The sequence below is a fragment of the Streptomyces aquilus genome (assembly GCF_003955715.1).
Taxonomy (GTDB): Bacteria; Actinomycetota; Actinomycetes; order Streptomycetales; family Streptomycetaceae; genus Streptomyces; species Streptomyces aquilus.
The window spans coordinates 4,383,635-4,408,642 of sequence record NZ_CP034463.1 but is presented as its reverse complement, the minus strand read 5'-3'; the positions used below and the strand labels follow the sequence as shown (position 1 = coordinate 4,408,642).

The following is a 25,008-nucleotide window of genomic DNA, read 5'->3' as shown; positions in this document are numbered from 1 at the left end:
GGTTCCTTACTTCACGGCTCCCACGGCGATGCCGCGGGTGAGCGTGCGCTGGAAGAGGAGGAAGAACACGATCGCGGGCAGCACGCCGAGCAGGGCGGCCGCGTTGGTCATCGTCGCGTCCATCAGACGCTGGCCCTGGAGGACGCCGAGGGCCACCGACACCGTCTGGTTGTCGTTGGAGATCAGCATGACCAGGGGGAGCAGGAACTCGTTCCAGGTCCAGATGAAGAAGAACACCGCCAGCACACCGAGGGTCGGGCGGCTCACCGGGACGACGATCCGCCACAGGATCTGCCACTTGTTCGCGCCGTCGATCCGGGCGGCCTCGATGATCTCGCGTGGGAACTCGCCGAGCACGGAGGAGAGGAGATACGTGCCGAACGCCGCCTGGATGACCGTGAACACGATGATCACGCTCAGCCGGGTGTCGTACAGGCCGGCCTGCTTGCTCAGGTAGTAGACCGGGTAGACCAGCGCCTCCTGCGGCAGCATGTTCGCCAGGACGAAGAAGGCGAGGACCCAGGTGCGGCCCCGGACCCGGCCGACGCCGATCGCGTACGCGTTCAGGACCGACAGGGCCACCGCCAGGATCGCGACGAAGCCGCTGATCAGCAGGGAGTTGAAGAGCTTCTGGCTGTAGTCGACGCGCTCCCAGAAATCCTTCAGGCCGTCGACGTAGAAGCCGTCGGGGAAGCTGAGCGGGCCGTTCTGGCTGTACTCCGCCGGGGACTTGAAGGCGTTCAGGGCGACGATCAGGAACGGCACGATCATGAAGAGGGCGGCGACGCACAGGGCGATGAGGACGGGGTAACGCCTAAGCGCGGTGCTCATGCTCGTTCCTCCGCGCGGGTCTGGAGTTTCAGGCCGATGAGGGAGAGCGCCAGGATGATCACCGTGAGCACGGTGGAGATCGCGGCGCCGTAGCCGACCTGCGTCTTCTCGAAGAACGTGGTGAAGGAGAAGTAGGAGGGGACGTTCGTCGCCCCGCCGGGGCCGCCCTTCGTCAGGACGTACACCGCCCCGAACACCTTCAGCGCGGCGACCGTGCACCAGGTCAGCACGACGTAGATCTCCGGGCGGATCTGCGGCAGCGTGACGTGCCAGAAGCGCCGCCACCAGCCGGCCCCGTCCAGCTCGGCCGCCTCGTGCAACTGCGGGTCCACGCGCTGGAGTCCGGCCATGAAGACGACCAGCGGGAAGCCGATCTGCACCCACACCATCACGCCCATCACGCTGTAGAGCGCGAGGTCGGGGTCGCCGAGCCAGTCCTGCTGCCAGGACCCGAGGCCGACGGCCTTGAGCAGCGCGTTCAGCGATCCGTTGTCGGGGGCGAGGATCCAGCTCCAGACGATGCCCGCGACGGCGATCGGCAGCACCTGCGGAAGGTAGAAGCAGGCGCGCAGCACGGCCACGACCTTCGAGCCGAAGTGCTTGCCGATGTAGTCGAACAGCGCGGCGGCCAGGACCAGTCCGACCGCCGTCGGTACGGCCGCCATCGCGACGACCATGAACAGGCTGTGCCGGAAGGACGCCCAGAAGTCGGAGTCGTCCATCAGCTCCCGGTAGTTGGCGAGCCCGGTCCAGCTGGGGGAGCCCACGCCCTGCCAGTCGGTGAAGCCGACGTACGTGTTCATCAGGAACGGGACGATGATCACGGCCAGGAAGGCGAGAACACCGGGGAGCAGGAACAGGGCGTAGGAGTCGCGGCGGCGGGGGCGACCGGCCGGTGCCGCCTTGCCGGTCACCCCGCGCTTCTCGACGGTCATCGTCATTGCTTCGGCGCGCCCTTGTCATAGGCGTCCTGGAGGGCGTCCAGATAGCCGTCCGGCTTCTCGCTGTCGGTGATCAGCTTCTGGGTCTGGGAGACCAGGACGTCGTAGTAGCCGGGCACCGGCCAGTCCGGGTAGAAGGCCAGGCCGTCGCGCTGGGAGAGGGCGTTGAAGTTGTCGATGAGCGTCTTCGACTTCGGGTCGGTGATCGCGCTCGCGTCGGCGGCGACCGGGACACCGCCCTTGTTGCCGAGCAGGTTCTGGATCTTCTTCGACATGGTGATGTCGATGAAGTCGTAGGCCAGTTCCTTGTTCTTGGCGCCCTTGGGGACGACCCAGATGTTGCCGCCGGAGCCGGGGCTGAGCTGCGTGTCGGGCCACAGGAAGGTGCCCCAGTCGAACTTCACCTCGTCGATGAACCGGCCGTACCACCAGCTGCCGGAGAAGAAGATCGGCGACTTGCCCTGGATGAAGGAGACGCCCGCGTCCTCGGCCTTGGTGCTGCTGGAGGTCTTGGCGATGTAGCCCTTCTTCACCCAGTCGGCGAAGGTCTCGGCGGCGTAGGTCCAGGCGGGGTCGTGGAAGTCGGTCTTGCCCTTGTAGAGCTGGTAGGAGTCGACCCAGGCGCGGTCGGCCTTCGACAGGGCGAGCTGGTAGAGGTACTGCTGGGCCGGGTACTCGGCGCCGGCGTTGGCCAGCGGGGTGATCTTGTTCTGGACGAACTTGTCCATCGCGGCGGTCAGTTCGTCGAACGTCTTCGGCTCGGCGATCCCGTACTTCTTGAAGAGGTCCTTGTTGTAGTACACCATCGTGTACTCGGCGTAGTTGGGCACGCCGTACCACTTGCCGGAGCCCATGACCCCGTTGGTGTCGTACACGCTGGTGGTGCGGACGCTCGCGCTGAGCTTCTTGTCCCAGCCGCGGGCCTTGGCCTCCTGCGTGAGGTCCGTGAGCAGCCCCTGCTTGGACAGCAGGCCGGCGCTCGCGTTGCCCTTGAGGTACTCCATGACGTCGGGCGCGTCGGAGGAGTTGAGGACCATCGGGGCGGTCTTCTGGATCTGCTCGAAGCCCTTCTCCTCGAACTCCACCTTCACGCCCGGGTGGGTGGCCTTGAACTCCTTGATCGCCTCGTTCCAGGCCTGGCCCATCGCGCTGTTCGGGCCCTCGTAGTGCCAGAGCTTGAGTGTCTTGCCGTCTCCCGAGGACCCGCTGTCGGAGTCCCCGCAGGAGGTCAGGAGCAGTGCTCCGGCGGTCAGGACCGCCGTCGCCACCACACGCCTTCGTGTTGTCAACATCCCGTGCCTCCAGGGGGAGTCGGAGCCGGATGGCTCTCCGGGTCGTTCTTGGGGCGTCGCATCGTCGAACCGTTTCGACGACTTATGTCGAAGCGCTTCGACGATGGAAGGTATGTGCGGGCTGTGGACGAGTCAATGGATCGCGCGAGAATTGCCGGGACCGCGCTCGCCGGCAGGGGGAGACGACATGGCGATGACGACCGAGGCGCGCGAAGCGCCGACAGTGACCGCGAACCCCGTGCTGGGTTCGATGAACGACCTGCTCACAGACCCGCTCGGCACCTACGAACGGGCCCGCCGCGACCACGGTGACGTGGTGCGCTTCCGGGCCGGGCCGCCGGGCCTGCGGGCGGACATCTACGCCGTCTTCTCGGCGGAGGGCGCACAGCAGGTGCTGGCCGGGCAGGCCGCGAACTTCCGCAAGGACAACGTTTTCTACGAGGAGTTGCGCGGCTCCATCGGCAACGGGCTGCTCACCAGCCAGGACGAGACGTATCTGCGGCAACGCCGGCTGGTGCAGCCGCTGTTCACCCGGCGGCGGGTGGACGGATACGCCGGGCAGGTCGCGGCCGAAGGGACGGCACTGGCCCGGGAGTGGCGCGAGCGGGACGGGGGTGTCGTCGAACTCGTCGCCGAGATGCACCGGTTCGCGTTGCGGATGGTCGGGCGGATCCTGTTCGGCACGGACATGGAGAAGGCGTTCGACGTCGTCGAGCGCACGCTGCCGCCGCTCCAGGCGTACTCGCTCAAGCGGGGCCTGTCCCCGGTCAAGCCGCCCCGTTCCTGGCCCACCCCGGCCAACCGCCGGGCGGCCCGGCTGCAAGGCGAGCTGTTCGCGCTGTGCGACGAGATCATCGCCAGCCGGCGGGGTGGCGGGGGCGGGGTGGACGACCTCGCCAGTCGGCGGGGTGGCGGGGGCGGGGTGGACGACCTCGCCAGTCGGCGGGGCGGCGGGGGCACGTCGGACGACCTCGCCAGTTTGCTGGTGCACGCCCGCAACGCCGAGGACGGCAGCCTCGACGCCGACGAACTACGGGAGCAGGTGCTGATCTTTCTGGTCGCCGGGCACGAGACGACCGCCACGGCGCTGGCGTTCGCCCTGCACCTCCTCGCCCGGCATCCGGACGAGCAGCGGCGGGTTCAGGAGGAGGTCGACGAAGTGCTGGGTGGGGGGCGGGTGCCGACGGCCGCGGACATGGCGGCGCTGCCCCGGCTCACCAGGGTGGTCAAGGAGGCGATGCGGTTGTATCCGTCGGCGCCGGTGATCGGACGGCGGGCGGTCGGCGACGCGTCGATCGACGGCGTGCGGATTCCTGCCGGGGCCGACGTGATCGTCTGTCCGTGGGTCACTCATCGGCATCCCGCGTACTGGGCCGAGCCGGAGCGGTTCGATCCGGACCGGTTCCTGGCGGAGGCGGAGGCCGGGCGGCCGCGGTATGCGTGGTTCCCGTTCGGGGGCGGGCCGCGGGCTTGTATCGGGCAGCACTTCTCGATGCTGGAGTCGGTGTTGGGGATGGCTGTCTTGCTGCGTGACTTCACGTTCGAGGATGTGGAGGCGGGGGAGGTGCCGGTGGGGGCTGAGGTGACGTTGAGGGCCAGGGGGGCGGCGCGGGTGCGGATCAGTTCGCGGGGGTGAATGTGGTTTCGCGGGTGCGGGTGCGGGTGCGGGCGCCGTCGTGGCTGGGCGCGCAGTTCCCCGCGCCCCTTCAGGGCGTCGCTGTCAGCGAAATCATCAAGGCGAGGGACGCTGCTGTGAGCGGTACGCCGTATGCCGCCGTTGCCGATAGGTGCTCGGTGATCCAGCCGCCTGCCGCGCTGCCCGCTGCTATGCCGCCCAGCAAGCCCGTCACCGCGAGAGTCATGCCCTCGTTCAGGCGGCCTGTCGGCGTGCGGTCCTGGACCAGTGTCATCGTGGTGACCATCGTCGGAGCCGTTGCCATGCCCGCGATCAGCAAGGCGCCCGCGAGGAGGAGCAGGGAGCCCGTGGTGGCCGCCGTCAGCAGGGGCAGGGTCAGGAGGGCCGTCATCGCGGCCAGGCACCACGGCTGGCGGGTCTCGGGTCGGCCGTGCGGTTTCAGTGCGCCGAACGCCAGGCCCGCCGCGCACGACCCCGCAGCCTGAAGGCCGAGGACGACCCCGGCCGCCGACGCATGGCCGCGCGCGTCCGCGAACGCGATCGTGACGACCTCCATGGAGCCGAACACCGCGCCCATGGCCAGGCAGCAGAGAAGGAGCGGGGGCATTCCCGGCGCCCGTAGCGGTGCCTTCGTGCGGGTCTGTTCCTGGACCGGCGGTTCCGTCGCGCGCTGGGCCGTGAACAGGAGCATGCCCGTCACCAGCAGTGCGGCCGCGACCAGCGTGCCCGCCTCCGGGAAGAGGGTTCCGCACAGCAGGGCCGCGAGCACCGGGCCCAGCATGAAGCAGAGTTCGTCGGCGGCCTGTTCGAAGGAGTTCGCGGTGTGCAGGGACGTGTCGTCGCCCTTGAGGAGGTGGGCCCAGCGGGCCCGGGACATGCCGCCGATGTTGGGGGTCGTGGCGGTGGCGGCGTACGCGGCGAACAGGGTCCAGACCGGGGCGTCGTAGCGCACGCAAAGGAGGAGGGCGAGTGAGCCGAGGGCCGCGAGGAGCGTGGCCGGTACGGCGACGCGGGCCTGGCCGTGGCGGTCGATGAGGCGGGCGGTGAAGGGGGCCAGTACGGCCGTCGCCGCGAGGCCCGTCGCGGTGACGGCGCCGGCGAGGGCGTACGACCCCCGCGTCCCGGCGATCATGACGACCGCGCTCACGCTGAACATGCCCATGGGGAGCCGGGCCAGCAGGTTGCCGGCGGTGAAGGCGCGGGTGCCGGGGTGGGTGAAGAGGCGGCGGTAGGGGCCGGGTGCGCGGGGTGGGCGGGGGGTGAAGTCGGCGATGACCAGGGTTTCGCCGGTGGTGGTGAAGAGCGGGCGGTGGGTCGGTTGCGGCATGGGTCCACCGTCGCCGGTGAGTGATCTTGCGGTCCAACACCTTCTGTGCGGTGATTGACGCACTGCTGTTGTCAATCGCCGTGGGCGTTGTAGGTTCACCGGATGCCCGGACCCGTCCATCTCGATCCCCGTCTGCTGCGCGCCTTCCTCGCCGTCGCCGAGGAACTGCACTTCACCCGCGCCGCGGCCAGGCTCTACGTCGCCCAGCAGGCGCTCAGCCGTGATGTACGGCGGCTGGAGCGGGAGTTGGGTGCCGAGCTCTTCGTGCGGACCACCCGGCAGGTCACGCTGACCGGCGACGGGGAGCGGCTGGTGCCGCACGCGCGCCGGGTGCTCGCGGCGCAGGACGAGCTGATCGCCGCCTTCGGACAGGCTCGGCCGCTGCTCGTCGACGTCAACTCGCCGGGGCTCGGCACCGGGAGCCGGGTGTTGCGGCGGGCCCGCGAACTCGCCCCCGAGCAGGAGCTGATGGCCCGCTACGAGAGCGGTCTGACGGGCGCGGCGGCCGATATCCTCGCCGGTCGTCTCGATGTGTCGTTCGGCCGGTTCGCCGGGCTGGACCCGGCGCTGCGCTCGGGTCTCGACCATCTGCTTGTCCGTCTCGAACCCATGGCCGTCGTGCTGCCCGAGGACCACCGGCTGGCGGCGCTGGACGCGGTGCCGCTGGCCGAGCTGGCCGGCGAGGAGGTGTACGCCGGGGCCGGGAATCCCCGGACGCCCGAGTGGACCGACCTCGCCCGGCACCTGTTCGAGGGACGCGGGATCGAGGTGGCGTCACCCGCGCCGATGGCGGTCGGTCACGAGGAGTTCCAAAGGATCATGGCGAAGACGAGGACCCCGATTCTCGCCGTGGTGGACTTTCCGGCCATGCCGTCGACCGTGTTGCGCCCGTTGATCGATCCCGTGCCGCTGTCGCCGGTGTCCCTGGTGTGGCGAAAGGGGCTGGTGCACCCCGGTTTCGATGCTCTTCGGCGTGCGGCGGTCGAGCTGGCGGCGGCGGAGGGGTGGCTGAACCGGCCCGCCGATGGGTGGTTTCCGGCCATCGACAAGGCGGTCGAAAATGTCCACAAGTGACACACGGCAAACACGCCTCCCTCGTGTGCGCTACATTCGTGGCCTGAGCACCGTGTGATAAAGGGGGCGCTCGGGCCGGGTGGGGGCCTGGTTCGGCCGACGGGTGCCCGGAGTCGTATGCGCACCCGGAACTGTCCCGTGGGGGGATTGCGTGCGCGAGAACAAATGGCGGGAAGACGCCCAACCGGAATGGCCCGATGCGGCATCCGGGGGCGGGGAGTTCCCTGCGACGGGCAGCGGCACCCAGGCGCTCCCGGAGACGAGAGGAACCGAAGTCCTCGCGTCCGGGGACGAGACCGAGGCGCTGTCGAAGTTCCCGTTTCCGGCCACCACCCGGCCGCCCGCGGGGCCGGTCTCCGAGCCGCTCGTCGGATCGCCAGGGGGACCGACGGCCGAGCCGTTCGGCGGACCGTCCGCGGGGCCGATCGCCGAGCCGCCCGCGGGATCGCTCTCCGAGCCGCTCGTCGGACTGCCCGGGGGACCGCTCTCCGAGCCGTTCGGCGGGCCGTCCGTCGAGCCGAGCCCCGACGCCCCCGCCTTCCGTGACCCGTGGGACCCGAGCGGTGCCGTCGGCGAGACCGGGGGCGAGGCCGGGGGCAACGCGCACGACCCGCACGAGGTGACCGTCCAGCTGGACGCCGTCGCCCTGCGGGCCGACCACCGTCTCGTCGGCCAGGCCGGTGGCGGCGCCGTCGGTGACGCCGACGGCTCCGACGGGCCCGTGTTCGTCGACGAGTCGGGCCGGCGCAGCCGCAGATTCCGTCGTATCGGCATCTTCGTCGGCATCGCCTGCGCGATCTACGCCGTCGTCATCGTCGCCACCATGCTCTCCGGCAACTCCAACGCGCCCTGGCTGCCCGTGCCGGGCCAGGAGGGCCAGGAGGCCGGGCAGGTGGAGACCTCGCCGCTGCCCACCGACTCCGTCGCGCCCACCGACGCCACCGGCGTCACGCCCGGCGTCTCGCCGACCCCCGGCGACGGCACCGCCCCGTCGCCGGGCGCCAGTGCCACCGCCCCCGGTGCCTCCGCGACCGCCACCACCCCGGGCGCGTCCGCCGACCCGAAGCCGACGCCGACCAAGACCGCCACCAGCCCGGTCACCCGCCCCTCCGTCTCGGCGAAGCCCACCGACGAGCCCACCACCAGCTCGCCCGACCCGTCGCTCACCCCGTCGACCACCCCGCCCGGTCCGTCCGACTCCCCGGCCGGCGGCACCGGCACCGGCACGGACAACCTCGCCGACGGCGCGGACAGCGCGCCCGGCCTCTCCACCGCACCACCCCTGGAGAACTCCCTCTGATGGCCTCCCGCTCAAGCCGTCCCGGGCCCGCGACCGGAGCCCGTGACGGCTCCCGTCGCCGTCTGCCCCTGCGCCTGCTGCTGCCGCTGCTCGTCCTCGTCGCGATGACGGCGATGCTGATGCTGCGCGGCTACGTCCACAGCGAGATCCTCGCCGACTACCGGGTGGCGCCCGCCACGGCCAACGACAAGGTGCCGCAGGACATCCTCAAGGGCGGCCCGGTCATCGACACCCGCAGCGGCCGCAGCACCACCATGACCGTGCCGGACGACAGTGTCGTGCTCACCTTCGACGACGGCCCGGACCCGACCTGGACCCCGAAGGTGCTGGACACCCTGAAGAAGAACGACGCGCACGCCGTCTTCTTCATCACCGGCACCATGGCCTCCCGCTACCCCGACCTCGTCCGGCGCATGGTGGACGAGGGCCACGAGATCGGGCTGCACTCCTTCAACCACCCCGACCTGTCCTACCAGTCGAAGAAGCGCATCGACTGGGAGCTGTCCCAGAACCAGCTCGCGCTCGCGGGCTCGGTGGGCATCCGCAGCTCGCTGTTCCGGCCGCCGTACTCCTCCAAGGCCGCGAACATGGACAACAACTCCTGGCCGGTCACCCAGTACATCGGCAGCCGCGGCTACCTCACGATCGTCAACGACACCGACAGCGAGGACTGGCGCAAGCCGGGCGTCCAGGAGATCGTCCGCAACTCCACGCCCAAGCCCGGCCACGGCGCGATCGTCCTGATGCACGACTCCGGCGGCGACCGCCACCAGACCGTCCAGGCGCTGGACCAGCTCCTTCCCCAGCTCAAGGCGAAGGGCTACAAGTTCCAGAACCTCACCGAGGCCCTCAACGCGCCGAGCGCGCACACCCCGGTCACCGGTGTGGAACTGTGGAAGGGCAAGGCCTGGGTCCTCCTGGTCGACGCCTCCGACCACGTCACCGGTGTCCTCGTCGTCTGCCTCGCGGTCATCGGCTTCCTCGTCCTTGCCCGCTTCGCCCTGATGCTGCTGCTCTCCGGCATCCACGCCCGCCGCACCCGCCGCCGGGACTTCCGCTGGGGCCCGCTGCCGGTCACCGAACCGGTGTCGGTGCTGGTGCCCGCGTACAACGAGGCCAAGTGCATCGAGAACACCGTGCGTTCCCTGATGCGCAGCGAGCACCCCATCGAGGTCATCGTCATCGACGACGGCTCCAGCGACGGCACCGCCCGGCTGGTGGAAGGGCTTCAGCTGCCCAACGTACGCGTGATCAGACAGCTCAACGCGGGCAAGCCCGCCGCCCTCAACCGGGGTCTGGCCAACGCCCGTCACGACCTGATCGTGATGATGGACGGCGACACCGTCTTCGAACCGGCCACCGTCCGCGAACTCGTCCAGCCCTTCGCCGACCCGCGCGTCGGCGCCGTCGCCGGCAACGCCAAGGTCGGCAACAAGGACACCCTCATCGGTGCCTGGCAGCACATCGAGTACGTGATGGGCTTCAACCTCGACCGCCGGATGTACGACGTCCTGCAATGCATGCCGACCATCCCCGGCGCCGTCGGCGCGTTCCGCCGCTCCGCCCTGGAGCGGGTCGGCGGGATGAGCGACGACACCCTCGCCGAGGACACCGACATCACCATGGCGATGCACCGGGACGGCTGGCGGGTCGTCTACGCCGAGAAGGCCCGCGCCTGGACCGAGGCGCCGGAGTCCGTCCAGCAGCTGTGGTCCCAGCGCTACCGGTGGTCGTACGGCACCATGCAGGCGATCTGGAAGCACCGCAGGGCGCTGGTGGAACGCGGTCCCTCGGGGCGCTTCGGCCGCGTCGGGCTGCCGCTCGTCTCCCTCTTCATGGTCGTCGCGCCGCTGCTGGCGCCGCTGATCGACGTGTTCCTCGTCTACGGCCTGGTCTTCGGGCCCACCGACAAGACGATCCTCGCCTGGTTCGGCGTCCTCGCCGTCCAACTGGTGTGCGCCGGTTACGCGTTCGTCCTGGACCGAGAACGTCTCACCCCGCTGATCTCGCTGCCGCTCCAGCAGATCCTCTACCGCCAGCTCATGTACGTCGTGCTGCTCCAGTCCTGGATCACGGCGCTCACCGGCGGCCGGCTGCGCTGGCAGAAGCTGCGCCGCAAGGGCGGCGTCTCCGCCCCGCCGAGCGCGCCCGCCGGACGCCGGCAGGTCATGGACGGGAGGCCCGTCTGATGAGCACGCCGTACCACCCCTCCTTCTCTTCACCGCAGAAAGCCGTGGACGTGACCGTTCCCCTCGTGCCGACCGTCCCCGAGCAGCCCCAGCCCCCGGCCGCCGCCCGGCCCAAGGGCCCCGTCCGCGACCGCTACTTCGACCTGCTGCGGGCCCTCGCCCTGTTCCGGGTGGTCCTCTACCACCTGACCGGCTGGGCCTGGCTGCCGCTGGTGTTCCCGTCCATGGGCGTGATGTTCGCCCTCGCCGGCAACCTCATGGCCCGCTCGCTCAAACGCCCGGCCGTGCAGGTCATCAAGAGCCGCGTCCGCCGGCTGCTGCCGCCGCTGTGGCTGCTGGGCGTCGTGGGCGTCACCGGCATGGTCGTCCAGGGCTGGGGTCCGTCGGACGACGGCCACCCGGGCTGGTGGTGGCTCCACCTCGTCTACTGGGTCCTGCCGTTGAGCGACCCGCCGTACGCCGAGGGCCTGCCCGGAGTGCACGGCTACCTCGCCGAGAACTGGGCCGTGGACCTCGCCGGACCGCTCTGGTACATCCGCGCCTACCTCTGGTACGTCCTGCTGTCGCCGTTCCTCCTCAAGGCGCTGCGCGCCCTGCCGGTCGCCACCGTCCTCGCGCCGATCGTGCTGTCGGCCGCCTTCGAGTTCGGCTACATCACGCTGCCCGGTGAGCGCATCCCCTCCGCCCTCACCGACTTCAGCACCTTCGGCGCCTGCTGGATCCTCGGCATGGCCCACCAGGAGGGCATCCTCAAGCGACTGCCGCGCTATGTCGTCCCGTCCGTCGCGCCCGCCATCGCCCTGCTCGGCCTCTGGTACGCGACCAAGCACGACTTCTCCCAGGGCAACGACCTCGACAGCATGCCCTTCGCGCAGGCCCTGTGGTCGCTGGGCACGGTCATGATCCTGCTGCACGTCAGCCCGTCCTGGTCCGAGTGGCCGGGGCGGCTGAAGCGCTTCGACCGGCCGATCACCCTGCTCAACTCCCGTGCCGTGACGATCTATCTGTGGCACAACACCTGCATCGTGGTCGCGATGACGATCTGGGACCGGCTGTGGGGCATCGACCTGATGTGGCAGCACTTCTCCTGGTTCCTGGAGAGCCCGTGGCCGGTGCTCGTCTTCACCTGGATCCTCATCGGCAGCTGCATCGTCTGGTTCGGCTGGGCGGAGGACCTCGCCGCCAAGCGCAGGCCGCAGCTGTGGCCGGACGGTTCCCAGGGGAAGCGGACCCGCGCCAAGTCCGGTTCCCACCGGGCCTGATGACGCACTCTCAATTGAGCCTCAAATAAACCCTCAATTGCAGCTCAAGCATATGGATCAGCCTCAATTGAAGCTCAGAACACCTGAGTAGCTCTCGCTCGCGGCCATGACCCCGTGGAAGGATCATGCCTGCGCGGCAACGCCGAAGGGGAAAGGCGGAACCGTGCCCGGTGCAACGCCAGGGTAATTCACGGTAATTCGCCTTTTCTCTATTCGGCCCGCATGTTTCGTCATGCCCGCGCATTGTTGAGAGTGACGATGAAGAGACAGATATGGGCTACGGTCGCCACTGTGCTGATGACCGTGAGCCTCGGGGTGATTCCCGCATACGCCGCCACGGACATCTCGACCACGGCGACGGAATCCGACCCGATCGATCCGCCGCTCTACGACGAGACCGCCGACGGCGGCACCGTACGCGTCAATGTCGTCACCGAGGACCGCGGAGATATCGCCACTGCGGCGAGCGCCGGTGAGACGGTGCTGTCCTTCAAGACGCTGCCCGTGGTCACCCTGGAGGTGGACAAGGGCGGCCTGGACGAACTGGCGGCCCAGCCGGGCGTCGTCAGCGTCACCGAGGACGAGCTGGTCGCGCCGTCGCTCGACGAGAGCGTGCCGATCATCGGCGGCGACAAGGCCATCGCGGCCGGAAAGACCGGCAAGGGCAGCGCGATCGCGATCCTGGACACCGGGGTCGCCGCCGGCCACCCGTTCCTGAAGGGCCGGGTCACCACCGAGGCCTGCTTCTCGCCCGTCGACGCCAACTACGGCGCCACCAGCCTGTGCGGGAACGGCGCGGCCACCCAGGAGGGCACCGGCGCCGCCAACGCGAGCACCTGCGCAGCCATCGCCGAGTGCGACCACGGCACTCATGTCGCCGGTATCGCCGCCGGTGACGGCACCGGCCTGAGCGGCGCCCCCGCCACCGGTGTGGCCCCGGGCGCCGACATCGTCGCCATCCAGGTCTTCTCCAAGCTCGACTCCACGAAGTACTGCGGCGCCACCAACCCCTGCATCCGCAGCTTCACCAGCGCCCAGATCGCCGCGCTGGAGAAGGTGCTGGCGCTCAAGCAGGCCGGCACCCCGATCGTCGCCGCCAACCTCAGCCTGGGCTCGGCGAGTTACTCCACCGCCTGCACCAAGGACGCCCGCAAGACCGTCATCGACAGCCTCTACGAGGCCGGAGTCGCCACCGTCGTCGCGGCCGGCAACAACGGCAGCCCCACCGCGGTGACCGCCCCGGCCTGCGTGCCCAACGCGGTCTCGGTCGGCGCCACGACCGACGACGACCAGATCGCCTCCTTCTCCAACCACGGCCCGCTGCTCGACGTCCTCGCTCCCGGCAACGGCATCATCTCCTCGGTCCCCGGCGGCGGTTACGACTCCATGAGCGGCACCTCCATGGCCACCCCGCACGTCGCCGGTGCCTTCGCCGTCCTGCGCCAGGCCTACCCGGACAAGACCCTCGCCGAGCTGGAGGCGCTGCTGAAGTCGACCGGTACGCCGGTCACCGACGAGGCGGGCGTGACCGTCCCCCGGATCGACGTCGGCAAGGCGGTCGGTGCCGCGACGCCCCAGCCGGACCCGGCGCCCGCCGACACCACCCGCCGTACGAAGATCCTCAACGACGCCTCGTACGCCATCCCGGACCTGGGCACCGTCCGGTCGCCGATCACCGTCTCCGGGGTCACCGGCAACGCGCCCAAGACCCTCCAGGTCTCCGTGGCCGTCACCCACGAGTGGCTCGGTGAGGTGAAGATCGACCTGGTCGCCCCCGACGGTCAGACGTACGCCCTGAAGGCCACCAACGGCACCGACCCGGGCGGCACGCTGACCAAGACGTACACGGTCGACGCGAGCGTCTCCCCGGCGAGCGGCACCTGGAAGCTCCAGGTCGCCGACAAGTCCGCCGGCGGCACCGGGACCATCGACGACTGGGCGCTGACGTTCCCGACCCCGTTCGCGAGGACGACCGCCGCCGCCGTCCCGGACGCGGCCACCCTCACCTCCGAGATCACCGTGGACGGCGTCACCGGCAACGCCTCCGGCGCGCTCCAGGCGTCCGTGAACGTCACCCACGAGTGGCTCGGCGAGGTGAAGATCGACCTGGTCGCCCCCGACGGCCGGACGTACGCCCTGAAGGCCACCAACGGCACCGACCCGGGCGGCACGCTGACCAAGACGTACACCGTCGACGCGACCGCCTCTCCGGCCAACGGCACCTGGAAGCTCCTCGTCGCCGACAAGTCGGCGGGCGGCACCGGCACCCTGAACAACTGGTCCCTGACCTTCCCGTCGATCGAGAGCCAGTCCACGTACGCGATCCCGGACGCGGGCACGCTCCAGGCGCCGATCACGCTGACCGGCATCTCCGGCAACGCGCCGAAGACCCTGAAGGTCTCCCTCAAGCTCACCCACGAGTGGCTCGGCGAGGTGAAGATCGACCTGGTCGCCCCGAACGGCCTGGTCTACGCGGTGAAGGCCACCAACGCCACGGACCCGGGCGGCACGCTCACCAAGGTCTACACGGTCGACGCGAGCGCCTCCCCGATCGCCGGCACCTGGAAGCTCCAGGTCGCCGACAAGTCGGCGGGCGGGACGGGCACGCTGGACGACTGGGCGCTGACCTTCTGACCTGACCGCACCACCGAAACGCCCGGCCGGGATGACCCGGCCGGGCGTTTCGTTCTGCGCTGCGGCGAACTAGCTGTTCGTGCCGTGCTTCCACTCCTCGGCGAGCAGTCCGAGGACCACCTCGTCCATGAACTCGCCCAGCACCCAGGCCGAGGAGCGCAGGACGCCCTCGCGGACGAAGCCGTTGCGCTCGGCGGACCGCAGCATCCCGACGTTGTCCGGCAGCGTCTCGACCTGTAGCCGGTGCAGGCCCCGCACGACGAAGCCGTAGTGGCACAGCACCGCGACCACGTCGGTGCCGTAGCCCTTGCCACGGGCGGACGGCAGCAGGCCGAGGCCGACGTGCGCGCACCGGTGGTGGGTGTCGATGCCCCACAGCGTCGCCGCGCCGACCAGCTCGCCGCTCTCCAGGTCCACCACCGAGAACGGGAGGTTCTCCTGGTCCGTGGGATCCACCACGAACTTCCCGTCGGTGGTGCTGGGCGGGAGCGGCCGCCACGGCCGGCCGTCGGCGCGCGAGGTGGTGACCACGTCGTCGTAGAGCTCGGCCTGGAGAACCGGGATGTCGTCCTCGTGCCGGGCCCGGAGCCCGACCTTGCTGCCTCTAAGCATGCAGGCTTCTTATCGGGCCGGACCGGCCTGCGGCAAACCGTTTTGCACGCGCGTTCGAGCATGGAGGTGCGCACGGTGGAGGTGCGCACGGTGGAGGTGTGCACGGTGGAGGTGCGCACGGTGGAGGTGTGCACGGTGGAGGTGCGCACGGTGGAGGTGCGCCCGATGGATTGGCGCCCGATGGATTGGCGCACAGAAAACCGGCAGAGCCGGCCGCACCGAGCGAGAAGCTCGACACGACCGGCTCTGCCGGTGCGGGACGGGAGGGGCCTACTTCAGGTAGCCGCCCTTGAAGCCGCTCTGGTCGGCCCAGATGCGCTCACGGGCGTCCCAGGAGAACCCGGACCACTTGCCCTGCCAGATGGTCTGCGCGGTGGCGTTGTTCGCCGGGTCGGCGGAGATCCACGTCTGGACCGGGCTGTTGGAGAACTCGGCGAACGGCACGAAGTTGCGGTGCGAGGCCCAGCCGCCGTAGACCTTCACGACACGGGACGAGGTCGTGCGGTAGTTGACGCCGATCTTCACGGTCGTCACCTTCACGCCGAAGATGGTGTCGGAGACGGAGTACCAGGCGCTCCGGTCGTAGTACCGGGCGCTCGGGTCGGCGAGCTCCTCGTCGGTGGTCGGGGGCGTCTCGGTCTCCTCGACGGCGAGGGTGGCCTCCAGGACGACGTCGCCGTCCGCGGCCTCCTTTCTCGTCTCGGTGGTGTAGTGCTCCTCGTCTATGGACTCGATGTCGGAGACGTCCGAGATGAAGTCGCCCAGCTCCTGGCCGCGCTGAGGATCGTTCAGCAGATCGACGAACTGTTCCTTGTCGCCGTCGGAGAGCGCCGAGTACTGGTCCAGGGTCTCCTGCGCGTCCGAGTCGCCGAGCTCCACCTGCTCCACCAGGTAGGCCTCGTAGGCCTCGGGCGTGGTGCCGGTGGTGTCGTCGGCGAACGCGGACCCCGGCAGGGCCGCCATCGTGATGGCCGCCGCGGTGGCGACGGCGATCCCGACGAGCCGCTGACGGTTCATCTTCGACGTGGTACGCATATCTACTGCCTCCGTTACGTGAAATGAGTACACGAACTGAAATAAGCAGTAGGGAAAGCGCGATGATTCGCCCCCCTACAAGCGATTCCGCCTTTCCCCTTCGGCGTTCTCGCTTGCCTTGATCCTTCCGCACGGAATGGGGGCGCGGGAAGCTCAAATGGCCTTTCCTGAGGATCAATTGAGCTTGCGGGGAACTCAAGTCGGTTTACTTGAGGCGCAATTGAGCTTTCCGCGGTTACTTCTTCGCGAGCCAGCGGCCGAGCAGGATCACGCCCGTGACGAGAGCGGCCGCGACGACGGCGATGACTATCTTCATGCTGGTGTCCATGACGCCGAACATGTCCTGTCTCCTTATGACTTGGGGCGGTAGCTGAGCAGATCACCCGGCTGGCAGTCCAGGACCTCGCAGATCCGGGTGAGGGTGGTGAAGCGGATCGCCTTGGCGCGCCCGTTCTTGAGGACGGACAGGTTGACGTTGGTGACGCCGACGCGGTGGGCGAGTTCGGTGACGGTCATCCCGCGCTCGCTGAGGAGCCTGTCGAGATGGACCTCGATGTCGTGGCCCTCGTGCTCGTCCTCGGCCATCAGACGACCCCTTCGAGGTCCTCGCGCATGGCGGCGCCGGCGCTGGTGATACGGGCGAAGGTGAGGAGGCCGAGGCCGGTGAGGATGAGCAGGTAGGGGGTGGACCACATCTCCAGCCAGGAGGCGGCCGAGAAGGTCTCTACCGTGGTCAGCTCGGCGAGGACGGCGGCCTTGAGGTTGGACTCGATCAGCTCGGCGACCACGCTGCCGGCCAGCAGCCACCAGCCGAGCACCCGCATCCGGGAGGCCGTACGCGTGGTGTAGATGCCGTCGCGGGCGGCGCCCTTGAGGAGCTGGTGCAGCAGGAAGAGGCCGCCGATCAGCAGCACTGCCGAGGGCAGTGTGCTGAACTCGTCCATGAGGTGCAGGGACATGCTGGGGGAGTCCGCGCAGTAGTGGGGGATCGTGTCGACCGACACCCCCTTCTCGGGGAAGAAGCGCTCGGCGCCCGTAGATCCGGACATCGAGTCGTCGGTCATGCAGACGAGGCCGCCGCCCCAGCCTCCGTGCACGGTTCTGAAGACGACCCCCAGCGTCACCAGCGCCAACAGCACCCGCAGCGCTATCGACACCACCGTCGCCATCGGCTCCAGCATCTTCCGGTCCTCGGACATGGTCCCCCGCCTCACTTATCGTTTTTCGATGTATCGAGTTTCGATGTTATCGAGAAACGATAAGCCCCGCAAGCGACTGCGCCCCCGCACCGGAACAGGTGCGGGGGCGCAGTCGCAGGGCGGTTGACCGGGCGTCAGAACCTCACGACGAAGTTCCGCACCGTCCCGGTGTCACCCGTGGCCACGTCGTCGACGCGGAGCTTCCACCAGCCGTTGACCGGCAGATCCGTGGCGTCGACCGTGTAGACCTTCTGCAGGGTCCCGCCGGGTTCCTCGCCGTTGTCCTTGAGCAGGTGCATCGAGCCGTCCGGCGCGATCAGGTCGATCTTGAGGTCGCCCAGGTACTTGTGCTCGACGTCCACGTACACCTTGAGCTTGCCGGAGCCGACGCCCGACAGACCGTCCGCCTTGGTCCAGATCTCCGTGTAGTTCTTGTCCGGGATGGCCTTCACGGTCTGGTTCTCGTACGACGGGAAGCCGAGCGACCAGCCGGTGAGGGTGCCCGTCGAACCGGTCGCGGAGTCGGTGACCTTGAGCGTCCAGGTGCCGTTGGCGACCGCGTCCGTGGCGTCGACGCCGTACGTCGTCTGAAGGGTGCCGCCGGCCTCGGAGCCGTACGGCTTGAGGGTGTACGACTTGCCGTCCGGGCTGGTCAGGGCGAGCTTCAGGTCACCGATCCTGGTGTGGGTGAGGTTCGCGTAGACCTGGAGCGGCCCGGCCGCGTTGCCGTCGATCTGGGAGACGGCGATGGTGGAGCTGAGGGTGCCGGAGTCCGGGATGGTCTGGGCGGTGGTGTTCTCGAACGGCGTCGGGAAGATCAGCGACCAGGTGGTCAGCGTGCCGGCGTCCCCGTCGTCCGTGTCGGTCATCCGCAGCTTCCACTCGCCGTTCGCGACCGAGGCGGAGGCGTCCACGGTGTACGTGGCGATGATGTCATCGGCGCCGTCGGAGGCGCTCGCGGCCTTCAGCAGGTGGGTCGTGCCGTTCGGCGCGATCAGCTCCAGCTTCACGTCACCGCGGAAGGCGTGGGTGATGTTGACGTACGCCTTGAGGTTCTTCGGCGCGTTGCCCGGGTATTCGGCGACGGTGATCGGCGAGGTCACCGCGGTGCCGGTGGCGCCGGTCGGCGCGTCCGGGATGGCGACGTCCTTGTCGTTGTCGACCTGGAAGGCGCGCGGCTTCTTGTCCGCCTCGGGCTTCGGCTCGACCGCGGCGACGGCCTTGGCCACGTCGATCCGGGGTACGGTCACGCCCGCCTCGTCGGTGACCGGCTTGCCGGTGGTGGCGAGCAGCGAGATCAGGCTGGCCAGCCCCTCGGTCGGGTAGGCCTGGCGGAGGACGGCGAGGGCACCGGCGACGTGCGGGGTGGCCATGGAGGTGCCGCTCTTGGAGTCGTAACCGCCGCCGGGGACCGAGGAGATGATGCCGTTGCCGGGGGCGAGGACGTCGAGCAGCGGGCCGTGGTTGGAGAAGGAGGCGATCTGGTCGTCGTCGGTCGTGGCGCCGACCGAGACCGCGTTGGGCACGCAGGCCGGGGCGGTCACCGCGGTCGCGCTGCCGTTGTTGCCGGCCGCGACCACCGTGGCGACACCGGCGGCGTAGAGCTTGTCGATGGCCGCGGCGCGGGCGTCCTTGGTGCAGGCGGTGGAGTAACTCGCGGAGCCCAGGCTGAGGTTGGCGGCGACGATCGGGGTGCCGGCCTGCTTGAGCGCCAGCACCTTCTCCAGCGCGGCGATCTGGGCGCTGGTGAAGCTGCGGATGCAGGGGTTGGTGGTGCCGCAGTACTTCGTGGAGTCGAGCTTGGAGAAGACCTGGATGGCGACGATGCCCGCGTCCGGGGCGACACCGGTGGCGGGGGCGCCGCTCAGGCCGGTGCCGTCACCGGCGGCGATACCGGCGACATGAGTGCCGTGGTCGCAGCCGTCGAGGGTGGCGCAGGCGCCGGCCGCGGAGTTGGCGGCGCCGGTGCCCTCCTGGGCGGCGGCGCCGTTCCCGCACAGGCTGGTGGCGCCGTAGGCGGCGTCGATCGGCGAGAAGCAGGCCTCGGCGACGATCCGGTCCTTGAAGAACGGGTGGTTCGTGGCGACCCCGGTGTCGATGATCGCGATGTCGCTGCCCGCGCCGGTCTTGCCGGCCTTGTGCGCGGTGTCGGCGCCGATGACTGGGATGCTCTGGTCCAGCGAGGGCGCGGAGAGCCCGTCCTCGGTGACGCTCACGACGCCGTCCTGGGCGGCGAGTTCGGCCAGCCCCGACCTGTCGACGCGCAGGGTGACGAGGGGCAGGGTGGCGAAGGACTGCAACGTGTCGCCGACGCTCGCCGCGCCGGCGAGGTCGGCGCGGGTCTCGGTGACGACGTTCACGCGGACGGTGTCGCCGTCGGCGGTCTCGTCGTAGAGGGGCGGGTCGATCGGGTCGTCGGCAGTGGTGGCCGTCGAGGTGGTGGACGTGGAGTCGGTGGCGTGGGCGGGTATCGCGCTGAGGGTGGCGGCCATCACGGACGTGATGACGGCAGCCCAGATCCGTCTGGTCATGTCGCTCTCGAGGTGAGGGAATGCCGGCGCACAGAAAAGGCACCGGAGGAAGGGAAGAGAAGAAAAGAAAAGAGAGAACTGCCTGCGGACGTCACGCACTTGGCGTGTTCCGTCGGGAGGCCGTAGGGGAAAGCGGCGGCAGAGCCGACCGCAGCGGCGGAGAAAGACGGATCCGCTTGATCACCGCAGACCCTAGGCGAGCCGTGATCACCCCGGCAAGACCCGGATATCCGGAGCAAGTGCCTCCGCGCGGTTGCTCCGGCAAAAGGTGCGGGCTCACCCTGTAAGCGCAACTGAACGTCCCTGCACGTGAGTTGCTCACGCCAGCAAAACGGAGGAGTCTGCTTCCACTTTCTCGCCCGCCCTGGAACACCTCACGCACCCCACCCGTCGCTCTGGTGCCCGCTCCGAGCCCCCGCTACCGTGGCGCTGCCCGCACCACCACCGAGAGACCGACGAAATTGAGCCAGGAACCCGCCCTCGCCCCGCCCGCCGCAGCCGCGCCGGTGTTCGGGCTGGTCACGCCCGTGGACTGGTACCGCATGCCGCTCCAGCCGCGGGACCGCCGTGAGGCGTCCATCGCCGCGCTGATCAGACGGCAGTTCGCCGGCGTCGACGACCAGCCCGTCCTGCGCCGCAAGGCGGAGGAACAACTGCGCGACACCGCCGAGGCCGGCGTCGAGCAGGGCGGCGTCGTGCTGTACCTCTCCTTCCTGGAGGTCGGCGGCATCCCGCTGTCCGCCTCGCTGCTGGTCTCCCGCCTGCACCAGAGATTCGACGCGCTCGACGCCGTGGCCGCGCTCGCCGGCTCCGGCGAGGCCGGGCTGACGAAGCTGCCCGCGGTGGGGCGGGCGGCCCGGTTGGTGCGGCGGGAGCAGTCGAGGCAGTCGCGGAAACTGGGGTCGGAGTTCCAGGACACGGTCGTCGAGTACTTCGTACCGGTCCCGGGCCGCGACGAGGTGCTGATGCTCACCTTCAGCACACCGCTGGAACCGATCGCCGACGCCATGGTGGAACTGTTCGACGCGATCGCCGGAACACTGCGCTGGCAGCGGCAGGACGACACGGGGGATGACGAGACATGGGCGAACGACTGAGGGTCTCCACGGACGACCTGGAGACGGCCGGCACCGGACTGCGGACGGTGGCCACCGAACTCGAAGGACTCGACAAGCTGATGGACCAGTACGACCGCCGCACGGTCGGCCACCAGCAACTGCACGAGCGGCTCCAGGACTTCTCCGACGGCTGGGACGACAACCGCAAGAAGATGATCGAGGAGATCCAGGGCCTCGGCCAGGTCGCCCACGAGTCCGGCAAGGCGTACAAGGAACTCGACACCGCGCTCTACAACGCGCTCATCGGCAAGGGGAAGAAGAAGTGACCCGCCCCGCCGACCCCCGCTGGGAGGTGCTGGGGGAGAGCGGCGACCCGGTCCCCGGCGACGTCACCGACCTCAAGGCGCTCTCCCGCCGCTTCGAGGCCACCGCGAAGACCATCACCGAGACCGCGGCCGCGCTGCGCCGCCTCGGCAACCAGGAGAGCTGGGACTCCGAGGCGGGCCGCGCCTTCGCCGACAAGGCGAACGACACCGCGAAGACGGTGAGCAAGGCGCACGACCGCTACGCCGACGCCGCGTCCGCGCTGAAGACGTACTACACCGACCTGGAGACCATCCAGGAGGACGCCGACAAGCTGCTGCGCGCCGCGGAGACCAAGGCCGGCGACCTGAGCAAGGCGAAGTCGAGCGCCGAGAACCCTCCCAAAGGCACCGAGGACGCCGACCAGAAGAAGCTCGACAAGAAGGTCACCGACCTCCAGGACGGCCTCGCCGACCTGCGCGGTCAGCTCGCGGACGTCAAGCGGCGCCACCAGGAGGCCGGCGACAAGGCCGCCAAGAAGATCCACGACACCACCGAGGGCGACGGCCTCAACGACTCGTGGCTGGACGACCTGCGCGACGCCCTGAAGATCATCAGTGACATCACGGGGGCGATCGCCGCGGTCTGCGGCATCCTCGCGCTGCTCGTCGGCTGGATCCCGGTCATCGGCCAGGCGCTGGCGGGCGTGCTCGGCACGATCGCGCTGGTGATGACCGTGATCTCCCTGGTCTGCCACGTCCTGCTGGCCATCAACGGCGACGGCTCCTGGGGCGACGTGGCCATGGACGCCCTGGGCCTGGCCACCTTCGGCATCGGCCGGGTCTTCTCCGCCGGTTCCAAGCTCGCCGCGACCGTCGGACGCAGCCGCGTGTGGGCGGCCGCCGACGACTACGTCCGTGCCTGGAACCGGGGCATGAACTCCGCCGCCCGCCGCCGCCTCGTCGAGGCGATGGTCGGCCCGCGCGCCGGGGCGAACGGCGCCGGCGCCCTGCCCGACGTCTCCCTCGCCGCCGCCTTCAAGGGCCTGCCCCGCTCCTTCGCCGACGACCTCGGCACCATCCGCGGCAACTGGCGCGACCTCTTCAAGGTCGGCGACAACCTCACCGCCGCCCGCAACGCCTACAACACCGCCGGCGCCCGCGGCCTGGCCAGCATGTACGTCGGCCCCGGCATGGTCGACGAACTCGGCCGCATGAAGAACATCGACCCGACCGACCTGAACTTCATCGGCACCCCGGACGCCTTCAAGCAGGCCCTCTCCTACAACTCCTGGGCCCTCGGCGCCACCGGCACCGGCGCCGGCTCCGACACCAACAGCTTCATCGGCCTGTTCGGCGGCGACGAGGACATCGACGTGACGGGCCCGGACGCGTCGCTGGCGGGTCGGTGACCCGCATGGCGACCGACTGGACCGAGTGCCGCGTGGACCTGCCCGCCCCGCACAACTGGCTGGTGCTGGACCTGCGCACGGAGGACCCGGAGACCTGGGCACGGCAGGTGGCCGGGGAACATCTGGCGCAGGGCACAGGACCGGACCTGTACGACGCCTTCGCCACGGACGTCCTCTGGTACTGGGGTGCGGCCCGCCGCCAGAACGCCCTGTGCGCGTCCCTGCTCACCCCGCCGGACGCCCCGGTCCTGGCGAGCTACACGGTCCGCGAGGTGAAGGTCCCGCCGGAGGCGGCGACGGTCGCGGCCCTGCGCGCGGAGGTCGGACAGACGGAGGGCCCGTTCTTCGGCACCCAGCTGCTGGAGGAGGTGGACCTCCCGCTGGGCCCGGCGCTCCGCGTCCAGCGCATGGAGCCCACGGCCCCCGAGGCCGCGTCCGGCGAGATCGTGGAGGGCGTCGCCCACTACGTCCTGCCCACCCGCTTCACGGGCACGGCACTGGAGTGCCGTCTCCTCTGGAGCTCCCCGGGCCTCGGCGAGGCGCTGGCCAAGATGGCCGACGAGCTGGCGGAGTCACTCCGCCTGACGTGACCGCCGCTTGATCGGAGGCTCCCCGAGCCCGAACCGCTCCCACGGCAGCATCGCGAGCGGCATCCAGCTGAAGCCGACGGCGAAGACGCCGAGGACGTTGACGAGCCCCTTGGGCAACACCCAGCCGAGCTGGCTGACCAGGAGGGCGACGACCAGCAGATACACGTCGAAGACGAGCACGGCGAGGATCTTCCGCAGGGCGGCCCCGAGACCGACCCGCTCCTCGCCCCCCTTGAACATCCCGAAGACGATCACCGGCACCATCAGCCCGGTGACGCCCCCGACGGCGATCCCGCCGATGACGAAGGCGATCCGCCCGTCCTCCGGCACGACATCGGACAGCGGCGCCCGATCCACCGCGTCCCCGAGCAGCGCCACGGCCGCGTACACGCCGAGCGCCATGGCCGCCAGCACGACGACGACACCGACCCCGAAGGCGACATTTCCGGCAACAGAGCGCCGCGCACCGGACTGCGTCGCGCGCGGCCCCTCGGCCCTCGACTCGGCGGACATGGACTCTCCCATTCCTCTGCGGGGTCCGGTAGAGGATAGCCGCGCGGCGGTCCGTCGACATCAGCCGATACCGATGCGCTTCTGCCAGTAGTCGTTGGCTCCGACGACCTCCGTTCCGGGGCCCGTCCCCGCGGTCTTGCTGCCGACGTAGAACCGTACGGAGCCGTTGGGCCGCACGGCCCAGATGTCGGGAGTGCCGTCACTGTTGGCGTCCGGCGTGCCCATGAGCAGCGGAATGTCGGTGCTGAACCAGCCGGAGGCGCCGTACTCGGTGTCGACGCCGCCCGAGGAGTTCGCCGCGGACGCCAGCGAGTCGAGATCGGTCCCGCCACCGGCGGCGGCGATGCCCTTGCGGAACAGCAGGCGCCCCGATGCGTCGGTGCGGTAGATCATGTCGGCGACACCGTCCCCGCTGACGTCCATGACGGTCACCAGGTCCCGGCTGGTCCATCCGGTGGCGGACAGGCGGATCGCCTGGTCGACGGTGGCCCCGTGGTACCCGGTGAAGGCCCACAGCTCGTCGCCTGCGGTGGCGAAGAAGTCGGTACGGCCGTCGCCGGTGATGTCGCCCGCCGCAAGGATCTGGGTGAGGACCGAAGGGCTCGGGGCCCCAGCGGGGAGCAGGATCTCCTGCCGCCGGTCGATGTTGACGGCGCCGTAGCCGTCGCCCGGGTAGACCCAGAGTCTGCTTCCGAACCGTACGACGAGGTCTTGGAGGCCGTCACCGCCGTAGATGTCGCCGTTGTGGGTGATCAACGCCCCCTTGAAGTGGCCCTTGGGCGCTGCGACAAAGGGCGGTAGATCGTCGGTGCCGTTGTCATCGTCACCGGGAACCGGGGCTTCAGCGGAGATGCGCGTACGTACAACCTGACGGTTGATGACCTGCATACGTACTATGTACTCGCTGGGCAGACGCCGGTTCTCGTTCACAACAGCAACTGCAACTCGCTCACGCGTGCACAGTCCGACGATGTTGCGAATTTCTTGGGGTACACGAAGACCAAAATGAAGTCTGCAGGCGGGGCCCCAATTTGGGAGAACAAGAAGGCTGGAGGTGGTCAACCTCGATATATCACCTACGATCGGACCGGGCATAACAAGCAGGCGGTATTCAAGGGTGCCAGCTTCCGTAATCCTTTCCAGTCGACGAAGGATTCGGCTCGGGACGGAACGTATGGGCTGGATGTATCCCCGACAGGAGAGGTGTTGGGTCTCAAGTGGCTAGCCAAATGACAGCCGAGCTAGTCGTCAGCCCGAGCGACCAGCATGT

Annotated in this window: 21 protein-coding genes and 3 pseudogenes; 12 read left to right on the top strand and 12 right to left on the bottom strand. The window is 69.5% G+C overall.

Annotated elements, in window-relative coordinates; genetic code table 11:
• Positions 1 to 6: 6 nt before the first annotated feature.
• The 3 genes from EJC51_RS20285 to EJC51_RS20275 are packed head-to-tail and all read right to left on the bottom strand — an operon-like array spanning position 7 to position 3,064.
• Positions 7 to 831: a carbohydrate ABC transporter permease gene (locus EJC51_RS20285; protein WP_126272391.1), complete on the bottom strand. Its 825-nt coding sequence runs from the start codon at positions 829 to 831 to the stop codon at positions 7 to 9.
• Positions 828 to 1,772 carry a carbohydrate ABC transporter permease gene (locus tag EJC51_RS20280; RefSeq protein WP_126272390.1) on the bottom strand — a complete coding sequence of 315 codons (945 nt, stop codon included), beginning with the start codon at positions 1,770 to 1,772 and terminating at the stop codon, positions 828 to 830. Before EJC51_RS20280 ends, EJC51_RS20285 begins: the two co-directional genes overlap by 4 nt.
• Positions 1,769 to 3,064 carry an ABC transporter substrate-binding protein gene (locus EJC51_RS20275; protein ID WP_207924955.1) on the bottom strand — a complete coding sequence of 432 codons (1,296 nt, stop codon included), beginning with the start codon at positions 3,062 to 3,064 and terminating at the stop codon, positions 1,769 to 1,771. Before EJC51_RS20275 ends, EJC51_RS20280 begins: the two co-directional genes overlap by 4 nt.
• 187 nt (positions 3,065 to 3,251) lie before the next feature.
• Between EJC51_RS20275 and EJC51_RS20270 the strand changes: the two genes are divergently transcribed.
• On the top strand, positions 3,252 to 4,700 hold the full coding sequence (locus EJC51_RS20270) for a cytochrome P450 (protein ID WP_126272388.1): 1,449 nt from the start codon (positions 3,252 to 3,254) through the stop codon (positions 4,698 to 4,700).
• 70 nt (positions 4,701 to 4,770) lie between these two features.
• Here the strand turns inward: EJC51_RS20270 and EJC51_RS20265 are convergent, their stop codons facing one another.
• On the bottom strand, positions 4,771 to 6,027 hold the full coding sequence (locus tag EJC51_RS20265; RefSeq protein ID WP_126272387.1) for an MFS transporter: 1,257 nt from the start codon (positions 6,025 to 6,027) through the stop codon (positions 4,771 to 4,773).
• A gap of 102 nt (positions 6,028 to 6,129) precedes the next feature.
• Here EJC51_RS20265 and EJC51_RS20260 point away from each other — a divergent pair, with 102 nt between their 5' ends.
• The 5 genes from EJC51_RS20260 (at position 6,130) to EJC51_RS20240 (ending at position 14,486) form a co-directional block, all read left to right on the top strand.
• Positions 6,130 to 7,101, top strand: coding sequence for a LysR family transcriptional regulator (locus EJC51_RS20260; RefSeq protein ID WP_126272386.1), 972 nt, complete (start codon positions 6,130 to 6,132; stop codon positions 7,099 to 7,101).
• A 151-nt stretch (positions 7,102 to 7,252) separates the two neighbouring features.
• Positions 7,253 to 8,401 (top strand): hypothetical protein, encoded by a 1,149-nt coding sequence (locus tag EJC51_RS20255; RefSeq protein WP_126272385.1) that lies wholly within the window; start codon positions 7,253 to 7,255, stop codon positions 8,399 to 8,401.
• A complete protein-coding gene (locus EJC51_RS20250) occupies positions 8,401 to 10,590 on the top strand; it encodes a bifunctional polysaccharide deacetylase/glycosyltransferase family 2 protein (protein WP_126272384.1) in 2,190 nt (729 codons plus the stop codon). The genes EJC51_RS20255 and EJC51_RS20250 overlap by 1 nt, the downstream gene beginning before the upstream one ends.
• On the top strand, positions 10,590 to 11,852 hold the full coding sequence (locus EJC51_RS20245) for an acyltransferase family protein (protein WP_126272383.1): 1,263 nt from the start codon (positions 10,590 to 10,592) through the stop codon (positions 11,850 to 11,852). The genes EJC51_RS20250 and EJC51_RS20245 overlap by 1 nt, the downstream gene beginning before the upstream one ends.
• 297 nt (positions 11,853 to 12,149) lie before the next feature.
• Positions 12,150 to 14,486, top strand: a complete 2,337-nt coding sequence (locus EJC51_RS20240) for a proprotein convertase P-domain-containing protein (protein WP_244363419.1) — start codon at positions 12,150 to 12,152, stop codon at positions 14,484 to 14,486.
• Between the two features lie 69 nt (positions 14,487 to 14,555).
• Here the strand turns inward: EJC51_RS20240 and EJC51_RS20235 are convergent, their stop codons facing one another.
• The 6 genes from EJC51_RS20235 to EJC51_RS20210 all read right to left on the bottom strand — a co-directional run bounded on the left by EJC51_RS20235 (position 14,556) and on the right by EJC51_RS20210 (position 19,863).
• Positions 14,556 to 15,098, bottom strand: a complete 543-nt coding sequence (locus EJC51_RS20235) for a GNAT family N-acetyltransferase (RefSeq protein WP_126272381.1) — start codon at positions 15,096 to 15,098, stop codon at positions 14,556 to 14,558.
• 9 nt (positions 15,099 to 15,107) lie between these two features.
• Positions 15,108 to 15,317: a pentapeptide repeat-containing protein gene (locus EJC51_RS49595; protein ID WP_126272380.1), complete on the bottom strand. Its 210-nt coding sequence runs from the start codon at positions 15,315 to 15,317 to the stop codon at positions 15,108 to 15,110.
• Between the two features lie 51 nt (positions 15,318 to 15,368).
• On the bottom strand, positions 15,369 to 16,133 hold the full coding sequence (locus tag EJC51_RS20225; protein ID WP_126272379.1) for a hypothetical protein: 765 nt from the start codon (positions 16,131 to 16,133) through the stop codon (positions 15,369 to 15,371).
• A gap of 351 nt (positions 16,134 to 16,484) precedes the next feature.
• Positions 16,485 to 16,718: a helix-turn-helix domain-containing protein gene (locus EJC51_RS20220; protein WP_059192123.1), complete on the bottom strand. Its 234-nt coding sequence runs from the start codon at positions 16,716 to 16,718 to the stop codon at positions 16,485 to 16,487.
• A complete protein-coding gene (locus tag EJC51_RS20215) occupies positions 16,718 to 17,332 on the bottom strand; it encodes a hypothetical protein (RefSeq protein ID WP_126272378.1) in 615 nt (204 codons plus the stop codon). Before EJC51_RS20215 ends, EJC51_RS20220 begins: the two co-directional genes overlap by 1 nt.
• Before the next feature lie 134 nt (positions 17,333 to 17,466).
• Positions 17,467 to 19,863, bottom strand: a complete 2,397-nt coding sequence (locus tag EJC51_RS20210; RefSeq protein ID WP_126272377.1) for a proprotein convertase P-domain-containing protein — start codon at positions 19,861 to 19,863, stop codon at positions 17,467 to 17,469.
• A 461-nt stretch (positions 19,864 to 20,324) separates the two neighbouring features.
• Here EJC51_RS20210 and EJC51_RS20205 point away from each other — a divergent pair, with 461 nt between their 5' ends.
• The 4 genes from EJC51_RS20205 to EJC51_RS20190 are packed head-to-tail and all read left to right on the top strand — an operon-like array spanning position 20,325 to position 23,225.
• Positions 20,325 to 20,960: a hypothetical protein gene (locus EJC51_RS20205; RefSeq protein ID WP_126272376.1), complete on the top strand. Its 636-nt coding sequence runs from the start codon at positions 20,325 to 20,327 to the stop codon at positions 20,958 to 20,960.
• The gene (locus tag EJC51_RS20200) at positions 20,945 to 21,247 is read left to right on the top strand and encodes a hypothetical protein (protein WP_059192120.1); all 303 of its coding nucleotides are present in this window, start codon (positions 20,945 to 20,947) and stop codon (positions 21,245 to 21,247) included. The genes EJC51_RS20205 and EJC51_RS20200 overlap by 16 nt, the downstream gene beginning before the upstream one ends.
• Positions 21,244 to 22,635, top strand: coding sequence for a hypothetical protein (locus EJC51_RS20195; protein ID WP_126272375.1), 1,392 nt, complete (start codon positions 21,244 to 21,246; stop codon positions 22,633 to 22,635). Before EJC51_RS20200 ends, EJC51_RS20195 begins: the two co-directional genes overlap by 4 nt.
• Positions 22,636 to 22,640: 5 nt before the next feature.
• Positions 22,641 to 23,225: a hypothetical protein gene (locus EJC51_RS20190; RefSeq protein WP_126272374.1), complete on the top strand. Its 585-nt coding sequence runs from the start codon at positions 22,641 to 22,643 to the stop codon at positions 23,223 to 23,225.
• On the opposite strand, the gene EJC51_RS20185 is transcribed toward EJC51_RS20190, so the two are convergent.
• Complete coding sequence (locus tag EJC51_RS20185; RefSeq protein ID WP_126272373.1) at positions 23,208 to 23,738, bottom strand: hypothetical protein; 531 nt, start codon at positions 23,736 to 23,738, stop codon at positions 23,208 to 23,210. The genes EJC51_RS20190 and EJC51_RS20185 overlap by 18 nt on opposite strands.
• 60 nt (positions 23,739 to 23,798) lie before the next feature.
• Positions 23,799 to 24,569 (bottom strand): annotated as a pseudogene (locus EJC51_RS20180) (DNRLRE domain-containing protein); the annotation flags it as partial.
• Between EJC51_RS20180 and EJC51_RS49590 the strand changes: the two are divergent.
• Both EJC51_RS49590 and EJC51_RS49585 read left to right on the top strand, forming a co-directional pair.
• Positions 24,546 to 24,681 (top strand): annotated as a pseudogene (locus EJC51_RS49590) (hypothetical protein); the annotation flags it as partial. The pseudogenes EJC51_RS20180 and EJC51_RS49590 overlap by 24 nt on opposite strands.
• A 38-nt stretch (positions 24,682 to 24,719) precedes the next feature.
• Positions 24,720 to 24,971 (top strand): annotated as a pseudogene (locus EJC51_RS49585) (toxin C-terminal domain-containing protein); the annotation flags it as partial.
• Positions 24,972 to 25,008: the final 37 nt, after the last annotated feature.